This is a genomic window from Pseudogracilibacillus sp. SE30717A, from assembly GCF_037071985.1.
In the GTDB taxonomy this organism is placed as follows: Bacteria; Bacillota; Bacilli; order Bacillales; family Amphibacillaceae; genus Pseudogracilibacillus.
The window spans coordinates 46,036-60,181 of the sequence record NZ_JAXHDF010000005.1 but is presented as its reverse complement, the minus strand read 5'-3'; the positions used below and the strand labels follow the sequence as shown (position 1 = coordinate 60,181).

The following is a 14,146-nucleotide window of genomic DNA, read 5'->3' as shown; positions in this document are numbered from 1 at the left end:
AGGCATAGGTGAGACTACGCAGTGCGTAGCACAAGGAGGCTCAACAGCCGCCCATGGAAAGCGAAACATATTTCCGCAGCGGTTGTTCAGTTCATTCTTAAATATTTACTACTGAACAGTTTACGTTTATTGTAATAAATTAATAAATCTTTTAAAATCATTTTTTAAAACATAAGGAGGAAATGTTATGACAGAGAATAATAAGCAACAATTACCACCAAAATATGATCATAAAGCAATCGAAGAAGATCGTTATGGATTCTGGTTGGAAGGAAAATATTTTGAAGCAACTGATGATGAAAAGAAGGAACCTTTTTCCATCGTTATTCCTCCACCAAACGTAACTGGAAAGTTACATTTAGGCCATGCATGGGATACGACAATGCAAGATACAATTTCTCGAATGAAACGGATGCAAGGCTATGATGTTCTTTGGCTTCCGGGGATGGACCATGCTGGGATTGCGACACAAGCTGTAGTTGAAGCTAAACTAAGAGAAAAAGGAAAATCTCGCTATGATATGGGAAGAGAGAAGTTTATAGAAACTGTTTGGGAATGGAAAGAGGAATATGCAGATTTCATACGCGAACAGTGGGGTAAGTTAGGTTTAGGTCTCGATTATACGAGAGAAAGATTTACTTTAGATGATGGATTATCTGACGCTGTGCAAGAAGTCTTCATTAAATTATATGAAAAAGGTCTCATTTATCGAGGAGAATATATTATAAATTGGGATCCGAAGACTAAAACAGCATTATCCGATATAGAAGTAATTTATGAAGAGGTACAAGGAAAGTTTTATCATATGCGCTATCCAATAAAAGATAGTGACGAAACAATAGAGATTGCTACAACACGTCCCGAAACAATGCTAGGTGATACTGCAGTTGCCGTTCACCCAGACGATGAACGTTACCAACATTTAATCGGTAAAAAAGTAATTTTGCCAATAGTTGGGCGTGAAATCGAAATTGTTGCAGATGATTATGTCGATATGGAATTTGGATCTGGTGCAGTGAAAATTACTCCAGCTCATGACCCTAATGATTTTGAAATTGGAAATCGGCATAACTTAGAGCGTGTACTTGTTATGAATGAAGATGGAACAATGAATGAGAATGCTGGAAAATATAAAGGCATGGATCGATTTGAGTGTCGTAAATCGATCGTAAAAGATTTACAGGAACAAGGCGTGTTATTTGAAATTGAAGACCATACACATCAGGTCGGCCATTCAGAGCGAAGTGGAGCAGTAGTAGAACCGTATTTATCGACTCAATGGTTTGTAAATATGCAACCTTTAGCTGATGCAGCAGTAGAGCTTCAAAAAACAGATGAAAAAGTTAATTTTGTACCGAATCGCTTTGAAAATACGTATCTACACTGGATGGAAAATATTAGAGACTGGTGTATTTCTAGACAGTTATGGTGGGGACACCGAATTCCGGCTTGGTATCATAAAGAAACAGGAGAAGTGTATGTAGGTAAAGAGGCACCAAAAGATTTAGAGAACTGGGAGCAAGATAAAGATGTTTTAGATACATGGTTCTCGTCTGCATTATGGCCGTTTTCAACAATGGGCTGGCCAGATAAGGATAGTAAAGATTTCAAACGATATTTCCCAACGGATGTACTCGTTACCGGATACGACATTATTTTCTTCTGGGTTGCGCGTATGATTTTTCAATCGTTAGAATTTACAGAAGAAAAACCGTTTAAAGATGTACTCATTCATGGCTTAATTCGCGATGCCGAAGGTCGTAAAATGAGTAAATCACTCGGCAATGGCGTTGATCCAATGGAAGTAATCGATAAATACGGTGCAGATTCCTTACGTTATTTCTTATTAACTGGTTCGACACCAGGTCAAGATATACGTTTCCATTGGGGAAAAGTAGAATCTACTTGGAATTTTGCTAATAAAATTTGGAATGCTTCACGATTTGCATTAATGAACATGGAAGATATGGCCTATGAAGATATTGATTTATCAGGAGAACTAGCATTACCAGATAAATGGATATTAACTCGACTAAATGAAACGATTGAGCATGTTACTATGAACACAGGTAAATATGAATTTGGTGAAGCAGGTCGTTACTTGTACAATTTTATATGGGATGATTTCTGTGATTGGTATATTGAAATGGCTAAAGTCTCTCTTTACGGAGAAGATGAAAATAAAAAGCAAACTACAAGATCTGTATTAGCACATGTTTTGGATCAAACTTTACGTATGCTTCATCCGTATATGCCATTTATAACTGAAGAGATTTGGCAACAATTACCACATAAAGGAACCTCGATTACAGTTGCATCATGGCCAAAAGTAAACGCTGAGTATCATGATGAAGCAGCCTCTGACCAAATGAAAAAGATAATGGATATTATTAAAGCTGTAAGAAATATTCGAGCAGAAGTAAATACACCAATGTCCAAACAAGTAAAAATGTATGTGAAAACGTCAGATCATAGTGTGACAACACAATTAGAGGGGAATCGTCATTTTATTGAACGTTTCTGTAATACAAGTGAATTAGTGATTGGTGAACAGATAGAGGCACCAGAACAGTCAATGAGTGCAGTCATTACAGGAGCTGAAGTATTCTTGCCGCTAGAAGGGTTAATTGACTTTGATAAAGAAATTGCCCGTTTAGAAAATGAATTAGAAAAATGGAATAAAGAGGTTGCTTTAGTTCAAAAGAAACTTTCAAACAAAGGGTTTGTTGACAAAGCCCCTGAAAAGGTAGTAGAAGCCGAAAGGAAAAAAGAAGTTGAATATATTGAAAAGAGAGAAATGGTGGAGCAACGTTTGAAAGAATTAAAAGGTTAAATTAATAAGAGACAGGGACAAAAGTAGTTAATGCAAATGTGGCAATGTAAGAGATGTGTTAACGCTGCTCAAACAGTTATTGCCTATGGAAGAAGTGATTTCTTCATCTACCTTTGATTATCATTAATGTCCCTGCCTCTTATTTTTTTATAGAGCGATGAATTTATCCAACAAATGTCTTAGCTCTTTCTAATAAAGTGGTCTTGATAAATGCAATATATTTTTCCAGTAAGTTCACATCAGATACTTCACTTAATATGCGAGAACCAACGACATCCTCAATTTCATTAAATAATAATTCACCGTCTTTACTAATTAAAAAGTCAATTCCCACTAAACCAAAATCAAAATGATCGATTATCTTTTGAATCATAGATCTGTCTTTAGCGGAAAGTTGATAAGGTATAGCCTTTCCACCAAGTTTATAATTAGCTCTGAAATCTGTTTGATTCACTCGTAAAACGGCCTCAATAATTTCCTTTCCGATGACAAAGACACGGACATCTTTTCCTAGCTGAACAGGAGTAGATTGAATTAACAGGTCAGAAGAAGAAAGCGTAGCGATTGAATGATCCCATTGGTTTTCATTTTCTATATAAAAAACTTGTTTCCCACTTCTCCCGGTTGCTTCTTTTAAAATGAAAGGATATGGAAGTGGAGGGTGTTTTGGCAACATATGTTTATTATAAAAATAGGTTGGTGCCATAGGAATGTTAAGTTCGTTAATTTCTAGATGGGTTAACGATTTATGGTTACAAATTTGAGCAACTTCTAATGAATTAAAACAAATGATATGATTTTTTTTCATAAAAGATAGAAGAACCAGATCGATTGTACGATTGATAACAAATTCAGGTAACCTTATTTCCTCGTTTTGATAAAGTAACATATGTTTTTTACTAACGATTCCAATAGTTAAAAATTCACGTAGGACCAATTGTAATCGAATCCCTTGTTTATCTGCCTCTAAGATAAACCAATCAATGTAAGACTTGTTTTCTTTTGCAGCTTCCTCATCATAAATAAGCCATCCGTTCATGGTGTCACTTCCTTTAACTTCTGTTCAATATAATGGATGATATCATCAGCGGCATTTATTCCGGTACAATCCAATAAATTACGAAGATGTGCGTTTGAATTTATTTCACAAATAATAGGCGTATTATTTTTTCCGAACAATAAATCGACGCCTGCAAAGCCAGCACCAATTGCTTTGGTTGCTTTGATAGCAACTTCTTGTTCCAACTTTGTCGGTTGATAAGGTTGCATGGTTCCGCCTGAAGTCACATTTGCTCGAAAGTCATCCTGAGCTGTTCGTATCATCGCGGCAACCACTTTGTCTCCAACCACTTGTACTCGGATATCTTTCCCATAACTTGATTCGATGAACTCTTGAAAAACAAATGGTCGGTTGGAAATATTTTCACTAACCTTTTTCAATTCTTCCTCATTGTGAACGAGGTATACTTGTTCTCCAAAAGAGCCAAATGCCTCTTTAATAATGAAAGGGAAAGAAAATACATTCATTACTTGATTGAGGAACAATTCATCTTCGCGTATTGTTAACCCATATGTTTTTGGAGATATAATGGTTTTAGGGATTGGTAATTTTCTAGCTGAAAGGTATTGATACGTTAAAATTTTATCGTCAGAAATTTCAATTGCTCTTGAAGCATTAAATACTGGCAGACCTAAAAGTTCTAATTGTTTCGCTAAATAAATATCTTTATCCGTAAAAACGACATAATCAGGTAATGTTTTATGTGAATTGTTTAAAATGCTTAACTCGTTCGTTAATAAAGGTAATAAATCACTATTTTTATATAAAATTGCCTGATGTCCTCGTTTTATTGCAGCTTTTTGAAACATTTCCGCATAATCAATAAATTTATTACTTTTTAAAAACCCGTTATAAATGATCCAGCATGTAAGATTCAATGAGATAGTTCCTTTCCGAAAAATTGTTGAAGTGCGATTGTGTTGCTATAATTATTTTAGAGGAATTATGTTATTTTACAAGAAAAAGCGGTGATAATCGATGTTCCAATCCATCGAAGAGATAGAACTATTTTTAGAAGAAAGAAATAACTTAGGAATAAAGCCGGGACTTGAACGAGTTAACTATTTACTTGAGGAGCTAGGAAATCCCGAAAAAAAAGTAGCGACGATTCATGTTGCAGGGACAAATGGAAAAGGGTCAACGATTCAGTTTATTAATCAAGCACTTATAGCGAATGAATACAATGTAGGTATATTTACATCTCCGAGTTTTACAGGTATTCGTGGACATTTTATTAAAAATAATTCCGAGATGCCAAAAGCAGAGTTTATTAAGTTAATGAATATGTTGTTACCATTTGTTCTGCAGTTGGATAGTAACGACATGCAACCAACTCAATTTGAAATTATTACTGTTTTAGCATTTCTATACTTTAAAGATACCGTTGATATTCTATTAGTCGAGACAGGTATGGGAGGTCGGGAAGATACGACAAATTGTATTACCCCAATATTGTCCATTATAACAAATGTGGAAAAAGATCATATGCGTTTTTTAGGAAAAACATATGCAGAAATTGCTTCTCATAAAGCGGGGATCATTAAATACAATAGCCCAGTAATTTTAGGAAGAGTCAATGAAGTCAGTGAAGAAATAATCCATAAAGAAGCGATTGATAAATCAGCTGCTCTGTATCAGCTAGGTTCTGAATTCAACTATGATTTGGGCGGTAAAAATAAGTTTGTATGGGAAACTGTCGGAAAGAAATTAACTGTTGAACTGGACATGAAAGGTAGACATCAAATGGATAATGCATCTTTAGCTTTGATGGCTATTATTCTTATTGAGCGAACGGGCTTATCAATGAATTGGGAAAAGGTGCTAGAAACCATTAAGAAAACGAAATGTCCAGGTCGTTTTGAAACGATTTCGGATCATCCGACGATCATTTTAGATAGCGCCCATAATGTTGCAGGAATCCGTGCTTTTTTAAATACCGTACAAACTTATTATCCGTTTGAAGAGAAACATTTATTATTTGCAGGTTTTAAGGATAAACAACTAGACGAAATGTTAACAGAATTAAGAAAAGGTTTTTCGTATATTACTATTACAACATTCGAACATGAACGAGCAGCAACACTTGAAGATTTTCATTATTTTGATGTTGAATACGGTGACGAATATTCTCAAGATTGGCAAGAGACGCTGCAAAAAATAGTAAAAAGAGAAGAAGATCAAACTCTCTATTTTATAACAGGTTCGCTTCATTTTATAACATTAGTAAGAGAAAAATTGCTTAACAAAAAGATCGATTAATTTTATCGGTTTTTTTGTTGAATGTCTTCCGACAAAAGAATACGAATTTTTTATAGTAACTATGATATATTTTTGCTATTCTAGTATTCTTAAAAAGGTGCGTGTGTGTATGCATAATAATAGAAGGTGGTCGGAATTAAATGGAGAACAAAATAAACCAGTTACAATTAAGCAAAAACATCCGTTAACTTTTAGGCTCAGAAATCACCACCAATTTAAAAAGATAATCTTCGCCGTTTGTTCATCTTTATTAATTGGGTTAACATTCGGTTTTATTATCTTAAATATGCTCAAACAAGAGGATCCGGAGCAAGCAAGTATTCTTAACACTTCGACAGCAAATCAACAAGAAGATCAAGAAAATGGTGATACGAAACAGATTGATTCCGTTGAATTTTTTGTTGTTCAAGGTGGTGTTTTTAGTGAACAGGAAAATGCATTAAAATGGGCAGAATCATTTAATGACAACGGTTTTCCTGCTGTAGATTGGCAACGAGATGGGAACTACTATTTGTTTACCGGTGTATTTCAAACAGAAGAGAGCGCAAAGTTGGTTGCAAATCAAATGGACAAGCAGGGTCTTGATGCGTATGTAAAACAATGGGAAACATTAAACGGACAGCTTACGTTAACTGAGGCAGAAAATGCATTTTTACAATCGTTTATTGAGGCTTGGGATGAATCTTTACAATCTCTTGAAAAAGAGGGGGGTCTCTCCAATGAGAAATGGGAGGCTTTAATCAATACGGATCAAGCCTATTCACCTGAATTCAATCATTTTGTCGATCAGATTTCTACTGAAATAGAAATCGAAGGGAAAGAAGATAAGGAACGGTTTATTCTATTAAAATTGATAAAAGAATTTGAACAATTATTGGCAAGCTAAATTATGAGTGAAATTATAAAATCCTGTTTATATCCACCATTAAAATCAATAATTCATCTAGTGAATAATGATGTTTTTATGAACCTATTCGTATTTAAAATGCCATTTTGAACATTAGCAACCTTACTTGGAACGTCTTATGATAGAAGAAACAAAAGAAAGGGGAAGTATATTGACTAGCATTTCTATCAAAATGAGAGATGTTCCAAAAGAGGAACGACCAAGGGAAAGATTGATCAAATATGGGGAAAGTCATTTGTCGAACCAAGAACTACTAGCAATTTTGCTTGGCAGCGGCACCCAAAATGAATCTGTTATGGATTTATCCAATCGGGTATTAATGCACTTTGAAGGCTTGAAGCTGTTAAGCGATGCAACCATTGAAGAATTGACTTCAATCAAAGGAATAGGTAATGCAAAAGGCATTATTATTCTAGCAGCACTTGAATTAGGAAGGAGAATTAACCGTTACAAGCCGGAAGAAAAGTATATTATACGATCACCGGAAGATGGAGCAGATTATGTGATGGAGGAAATGCGTAATCTAAATCAAGAACATTTAGTTGTACTATTTTTAAATACAAAAAACCAGATTATTCATCGTCAAACTATCTTTATAGGAAGCTTAAACGCCTCAATTGTTCATCCAAGGGAAATCTTCAGAGAAGCAGTAAAACGCTCTGCAGCTTCAATCATATGTGCACATAATCATCCTTCAGGAGATCCTTCCCCTTCCAAAGAAGATATACATGTAACTCGAAGATTGGTTGAAGCGGGTAAAATTATGGGAATCGAATTATTAGACCATCTAGTTATTGGAAACAACTCCTTTACTTCCCTAAAAGAAAAAGGGTACTTATAATTAATTTTACTGGCTAAAAATGCTAAATAAACGTAAGGTTTCCTGTATTATTACACAATAGTTACAAGCCTATTAAAAATTTTTGCATCGATGGAAATCCTATCATTTTCTCTTTTTTTTTCGTATAATAAAAAGAGTGATTAAGGAAAAGCGCCATTTTTCTATTCATCCTATGGAAGTGGCGCTTTATAAATTTATGCACTTAATGCACTCACATAAATTATGATTTTTATGTAAAGCTATATAAAGCTCTATACATCATGAATTTCGGAAAGAGAAAGGAAGATTTTTCTTGGCAATGTTTCGATTAACTCAAGACTTAGGAATAGATTTAGGAACCGCAAATACGTTGGTATTTTTTAAGGGTAAAGGTGTTGTAGTCAGTGAACCATCTGTCGTTGCAATAAATAACGATACAGGAGATATAACAGCAGTTGGGAGCGATGCTAGAAATATGATTGGGAGAACTCCAGGTAATATAACTGTTATTCGCCCAATGAAAAATGGAGTGATCGCCGATTATGATACAACCGCTACAATGATGAAATATTACATACAAAAAGCGAGACATAAACGCTCTGGATTGGGCGCAAAACCTAATATCGTTGTTTGTGTACCATCTGGTATTACGAAAGTGGAAGAAAGAGCAGTAATTGATGCTACAAAATTAGCGGGTGCGAAAGAGGCATTCCCGATTGCTGAACCTTTTGCTGCAGCAATAGGTGCTGATTTACCTGTTTGGGAGCCAACTGGTAGTATGGTTGTTGATATAGGTGGTGGCACAACGGAAGTAGCAGTCATTTCCCTTGGCGGAATTGTTACAAGCAGATCAATTGGTGTAGCAGGAAATGATATGGATGAAGCGATTACTAATTATATTCGTAAAACATATAATTTAATGATTGGGGAACGAACAGCAGAAGCGATTAAAATTGAAATTGGTTCAGCTATTGAAACAGACGATATGGGTGAAATGGAAATTCGGGGCCGAAATTTATTGACCGGATTACCGGAGACAATTTCTATTTCTGGTAAAGAGATTTCAGTTGCTTTAAGTGAAAATATTGAGAAGATAGTACACGCAGTGAAAGTTACATTGGAAAAAACACCTCCAGAATTATCAGCAGATGTAATGAACCGCGGAATTGTTTTAACCGGTGGGGGAGCACTTTTAAATAATATAGATAAAGTAATAAGTGAAGAAACGGATATTCCAGTGTTTATAACAGAAAACCCATTGGAAAGTGTTGCAATCGGAACGGGTAAATCACTTGATTATATTCAACATTTTCGTGATCATCCCAATGTAGCTTCGCGTCCAACGATAGATTAAGTAGGTGTATATATGTCATTTTTTCGGAGGAAGTCTTTATTTATTTTATTAATAGGAATTATTGTCTTAGTTGTTTTGGTAGGTTATTCTTTATCAAATAATAATAATCTATCGACACCTGAGAAGTTTTTAAGCGATTCGGTAGGATGGGTGCAAAATTTTATTCATACGCCAGTAACCCTAGTTGTCAATTCAGTTTCAAATATAAAGGATATTAAAAACACGTATGAGGAGAACAAAATATTACGTGAAAAATTAGCTGAGTATAAGACGTTAGTATATGAAGTTCAGGAAATTGAAAAGGAAAATGAGGAACTGCGTAAAGCATTGGAAATCGTCGAATCGTCTAGAGATTTTGAACCAATAATTGCGAACGTTATATCCCGATCTCCAGAACGTTGGTTAGAACAAATAACAATAAATCAAGGCAGCAATGATGGGGTTAAGAAAAATATGGCAGTAATGACCGTTGATGGTATGATAGGGAAAGTAAAGTCTTTATCGACTTCAACAGCAACCGTCCAGTTAATTACAGGATTCGACCAATTAAATCGAATTTCGGCAACTGTATCAAGAGAAGATGCAGATAATATTTTCGGTTTAATAGAAGGGTATGATAAAGAAAAAGAGGCATTGATCTTTCGAATTATTGAACAATCTGATAAAGATTTAAAAGAAGGAGAACTAGTTGTTTCATCAAATATGGGGGGGCTATTCCCTTCTGGTCTTCCGATTGGTACAATAAAAGAAGTACAACCGGATCAATATGGATTAACGAAAACAGCTTATGTAACTCCATTAGCGAATATGTATGAAATTAATCATGTGATCGTCGTAGATCGTTCACTAAACGTGGATGACGATACAGATGAAAAAGAGGAAGAATAACGATGAAACGATTACTATTTCCGCTTATTCTATTTCTTTTGCTGGTGAGTGAAGGAGTTGCATTAGATCTGTTGCCCTCTTTCTTAACTTCAAGTGACACATTAATTGTTCCACATTGGGTTTTAATGTTTCTTATTCTAGTATGTTTATTTTATGATACAAGTGAAACTTTTTTTGCAATTGTATATGGCGTGTGCTTTGGATTGTTAGTGGATGTCGTCTATACTGGGGTATTAGGAGTATATATGTTCATATATCCGTTTTCTTTATATATTGTTCATTTATTAAAACGGTTTTTACAAACAAACTTATCGATGACGATTATTATTGCGTTTATTACCATTTCTATCACTGAGTTTTTATTGTTTTTTATCTTCACGATTGTAGATATTGTTGATGTTACGATGACGACTTTTTTATTACACCGTTTATTACCAACAATATTAGCGAATATTATTTTTTTAATACCGATATATTTGCTCTCTGTTAAACATTTACATAGGTGGAGCGATGAACATTTTGGTAAACATAGAATATAAGAAACGTCTAACAGCATACCAAGTTTAATATAGTAATTCTTCATTTGATAAGGAAATAAACCGTATAGTCTCTTAATGAGGTGAGTCGATTGAAGCAAAAGGAAATGCAATTAATAACAATTAAAGGAACAAAGGAAGGATTAACTTTCTACATAGAAGACGATAGTTCCTTTGGAGAAATAATAGAAGAGTTAGAAGAAAAATTAGCTGCCACACCTACAAGTGAAAAAAATGAAGAAGAACAGAGTCTCTCTGTTATTATTAAACTTGGTCATCGTTACATAACAAATGAACAAAAAAAACAATTAGAGAGCTTGATTGAAAAAGATAATCGTTTTTTTGTGGAACGTTATGAATCTGAAGTAATCGATAAGATCCAAGCAGAAACATGGATTGAACAAAGTGAAATAAAGACAATTAGTCGAATAATTCGTTCCGGACAAGTCGTAGAAGTAATAGGGGATCTTCTTCTTATCGGAGATGTGAATCCTGGCGGTCAAGTGAGGGCAACTGGTAACATTTTTGTGTTAGGTAATCTTCACGGTATTGCACACGCAGGAATTGATGGAGATGAGAATGCTGTTATTGCTGCATCATATATGAACCCAACTCAACTGCGAATTGCTAAGTACATAAGCAGATCACCCGATTACGAGTCTGAGGGAGTTTATATGGAATGTGGGTATTTTGATAAAGAAAAAGAAAAAATTATCATTGATCGACTTCAAGTATTACCCTATGTACGAAAAGAATTGCGGGGATTAGAGAGGAGAATTCTGAATGGGTGAGGCAATCGTTGTTACATCTGGAAAAGGTGGCGTTGGAAAAACTACTACAACTGCAAACCTAGGTACTGCACTCGCTTTAATGGATAAAAAAGTGTGTCTAATTGATACAGACATTGGTTTACGTAATTTGGATGTCATAATGGGCCTAGAAAACAGGATCATCTATGATATCGTTGACGTTGTCGAAGGTCGATGTAAACTTGCCCAAGCACTTATTCCAGATAAAAGATTTGAATCTTTATCTTTATTACCTGCAGCACAAACTAGTGATAAATCTGCGGTAACTAGAGAAGGTATGTTAGACATTATATCTGAACTAAAGCAAGATTATGACTATATTTTAATAGATTGTCCTGCAGGAATTGAGCAAGGATTTCAAAATGCGATTGCTGGAGCAGATGAAGCAATCGTTGTAACTACTCCTGAAAAATCGAGTGTAAGAGATGCAGATCGTATTATTGGACTTATTGAACAGAAAGAAATGAAACGTCCGCGACTTATTGTAAATCGAATTAGAAATCATATGATGAAACAAGGAGAAATGCTAGATATAGATCATATTGTACAAATGTTATCTATTGATCTATTAGGAATAGTTGTTGATAGTGACGATGTGATTAAAGCATCAAATAGCGGTGAACCTGTCGCACTTAATCCCAATAACAAAGCTTCTATAGCGTATCGTAATATCGCGCGAAGAATCCTAGGTGAAACCGTTCCGTTACAATCATTAGATGAAGAATCAGGCATGTTCAGTAAAGTTAAAAAATTCTTCGGAATAAAATCATAATGATTTATAAAAATAATATGGAGAAAAATGTTTTAGTCGAAGAGAAATCCGAACTGGTTCAGTTTGAATTTCTCTTTTCCTGTTTTAAAGACAAGGTTACAATGATATTTTCAAGTGGCCTTATATGTTATAATTTAGAAATTTGAATATTATTGATTATGTTTTCTATTCATAACTTGTCCTCCAAGCTCATATCTATTAAATAAATGACTTGTAAAGGATTGAAAATAATGGATAGAGGCATTCAAAAAGTAAGACAATCAATTAAACAACGTAAAAAAAACCGAGACCAACTTAATAAAGGCAAAATGAATCCTAACGTTTTACCTTTTACAGCTTCTGAAGAAGAAAAACATGGATTTTTTGATGTACCTGCATATGATATAAGCTCCAGCTTTAAAAAAGATAACCAAAAAACTATGTCTTTTAATATGTTTTTTAAAGCAGCTGCTTCTATCGGTTTATTTATTATCGTATCATTTTTAGCACAGACGAACTCCCAAAATTTTCACCAAGCTCAACAATGGACATATGAAGTATTACAGGAGGAGTTTCCCTTTGCGAAAGTAAATGAATGGTATGTTACAAAGTTTGGTTCTCCATTAGCCTTAACGCCACAAGACACTACAAAGCTGAATCATGAGGATACATCTGTATTACCGGTATTAGGTCCTATTGTGGAGACATTTTCATCTAATGGTACAGGAATTATGATATCTCCAACTGAAAAGACAAACGTGTCAGCGATTAGTAGGGGGGTTGTCATTTTTGCAGGGAATGATAAAAGCACAAACAAAACCATTATTGTCCAACATGCGGATGGAAGTAAAACTACATATGGTTTTTTAAGTTCAATCGATGTACATATTTATCAAAGTGTTCAGGCAAATCAAACGATCGGAACGTTTCAACCGTCAGAGAAAAATGAAATGGTTTATTTCTCAATTGAAAAAGATAATCAATTTATAGACCCTTCTCAGGTGATCCCGGTTGAAAATAGTCCTTAATTTTTTAAAACTTATCCACATACATCCGATCTTAGTTATTTTTATCTTTATATCTTTTATTACAGGTACATTTACTCAACTTTTTCTTATCTTTTTAATTGTTATTATTCATGAAGCAGGTCATTATTTAGCTGCATCCTTATATAAATGGCGCATTTATTCAATTGTTTTATGGATCTTTGGAGGAGTAATGAAAACAGATGAATCTAATAATCGAAAAATTAAAGAAGATATTATTGTAACTATTGCTGGTCCTTTACAACATATCTTCATTTTTTTATTACTGCTCTCGTTCGATTATTTAAATATTCTCCCAAAATCTGTTATAAGTCAGGGTCATTATTATAATGCTATGATTTTATTATTTAATCTTTTGCCTATCTATCCATTAGATGGCGGGAAACTGTTGTTTTATTTTTTATCGACAATTGTACCCTTCCGTAAGGCACATCAATTTACCATTGTCTTTTCTTTCTTAAGCTGTTTTTCACTTATACTCGTTCAAATAATTTTTTTCCCATTTACATTAAGTGCATTTTTATTAATCAGTTTTTTAATTTTTGAGAACTGGACAGAATGGCGTAATAAATACTATACATTTATGCGATTTTTGTTAAATCGTTTAAATCATCCACTGGAATGTAATAAGAGTGAAATACTTATTATTTCAGATGAATGCCGATTAATAGATGTATTTAAACAATTTAGACGAAATCGAATACATGAATTACAAATAGCAGAAAGTGAATATATATTGAGTGAAAATAAATGTTTGCGACTATACTTTAAGGAGAAGAAAGTAATGGAAACAATTGGAGAAATCATTCGGGAACCTTAACCTTATTTAACGAATAAGGGAATAGGTTGACAAGGAATTAAAAAGTATGCTATTATTTGAATG

The 14,146-nt window shown here is 34.2% G+C and carries 13 protein-coding genes; 11 read left to right on the top strand and 2 right to left on the bottom strand.

Features of this window, described 5'->3' with window-relative positions:
• Nucleotides 1-187: 187 nt before the first annotated feature.
• A complete protein-coding gene (locus SPD48_RS09050) occupies nt 188-2,833 on the top strand; it encodes a valine--tRNA ligase (RefSeq protein ID WP_336257778.1) in 2,646 nt (881 codons plus the stop codon).
• 163 nt (nt 2,834-2,996) lie between these two features.
• On the opposite strand, the gene SPD48_RS09045 is transcribed toward SPD48_RS09050, so the two are convergent.
• Both SPD48_RS09045 and SPD48_RS09040 read right to left on the bottom strand, forming a co-directional pair.
• Nucleotides 2,997-3,872, bottom strand: coding sequence for an ATP-grasp domain-containing protein (locus SPD48_RS09045; protein ID WP_336257777.1), 876 nt, complete (start codon nt 3,870-3,872; stop codon nt 2,997-2,999).
• On the bottom strand, nt 3,869-4,771 hold the full coding sequence (locus tag SPD48_RS09040) for an ATP-grasp domain-containing protein (protein ID WP_336257776.1): 903 nt from the start codon (nt 4,769-4,771) through the stop codon (nt 3,869-3,871). The genes SPD48_RS09045 and SPD48_RS09040 overlap by 4 nt, the downstream gene beginning before the upstream one ends.
• A 100-nt stretch (nt 4,772-4,871) precedes the next feature.
• On the opposite strand from SPD48_RS09040, the gene SPD48_RS09035 reads away from it, so the two are divergent.
• The 10 genes from SPD48_RS09035 to SPD48_RS08990 all read left to right on the top strand — a co-directional run bounded on the left by SPD48_RS09035 (nt 4,872) and on the right by SPD48_RS08990 (nt 14,083).
• Nucleotides 4,872-6,152 carry a bifunctional folylpolyglutamate synthase/dihydrofolate synthase gene (locus tag SPD48_RS09035; RefSeq protein ID WP_336257775.1) on the top strand — a complete coding sequence of 427 codons (1,281 nt, stop codon included), beginning with the start codon at nt 4,872-4,874 and terminating at the stop codon, nt 6,150-6,152.
• 109 nt (nt 6,153-6,261) lie between these two features.
• The gene (locus SPD48_RS09030; protein ID WP_336257774.1) at nt 6,262-7,038 is read left to right on the top strand and encodes an SPOR domain-containing protein; all 777 of its coding nucleotides are present in this window, start codon (nt 6,262-6,264) and stop codon (nt 7,036-7,038) included.
• 193 nt (nt 7,039-7,231) lie between these two features.
• Nucleotides 7,232-7,900, top strand: a complete 669-nt coding sequence (radC, locus tag SPD48_RS09025) for a RadC family protein (protein WP_442962140.1) — start codon at nt 7,232-7,234, stop codon at nt 7,898-7,900.
• Between the two features lie 298 nt (nt 7,901-8,198).
• Entirely contained in the window at nt 8,199-9,233 is a 1,035-nt protein-coding gene (locus tag SPD48_RS09020; protein ID WP_442962139.1) for a rod shape-determining protein, read from the top strand.
• A 12-nt stretch (nt 9,234-9,245) separates the two neighbouring features.
• Nucleotides 9,246-10,121, top strand: a complete 876-nt coding sequence (gene mreC, locus SPD48_RS09015) for a rod shape-determining protein MreC (RefSeq protein WP_336257771.1) — start codon at nt 9,246-9,248, stop codon at nt 10,119-10,121.
• 2 nt (nt 10,122-10,123) lie between these two features.
• Nucleotides 10,124-10,660 (top strand): rod shape-determining protein MreD, encoded by a 537-nt coding sequence (gene mreD, locus SPD48_RS09010; protein ID WP_336257770.1) that lies wholly within the window; start codon nt 10,124-10,126, stop codon nt 10,658-10,660.
• A gap of 89 nt (nt 10,661-10,749) precedes the next feature.
• Nucleotides 10,750-11,448 carry a septum site-determining protein MinC gene (minC, locus tag SPD48_RS09005; protein ID WP_336257769.1) on the top strand — a complete coding sequence of 233 codons (699 nt, stop codon included), beginning with the start codon at nt 10,750-10,752 and terminating at the stop codon, nt 11,446-11,448.
• Complete coding sequence (minD, locus tag SPD48_RS09000; RefSeq protein WP_336257768.1) at nt 11,441-12,238, top strand: septum site-determining protein MinD; 798 nt, start codon at nt 11,441-11,443, stop codon at nt 12,236-12,238. The genes minC and minD overlap by 8 nt, the downstream gene beginning before the upstream one ends.
• A gap of 230 nt (nt 12,239-12,468) precedes the next feature.
• Entirely contained in the window at nt 12,469-13,245 is a 777-nt protein-coding gene (locus SPD48_RS08995; RefSeq protein ID WP_336257767.1) for a M23 family metallopeptidase, read from the top strand.
• Nucleotides 13,229-14,083: a M50 family metallopeptidase gene (locus tag SPD48_RS08990; RefSeq protein ID WP_336257766.1), complete on the top strand. Its 855-nt coding sequence runs from the start codon at nt 13,229-13,231 to the stop codon at nt 14,081-14,083. Before SPD48_RS08995 ends, SPD48_RS08990 begins: the two co-directional genes overlap by 17 nt.
• Nucleotides 14,084-14,146: the final 63 nt, after the last annotated feature.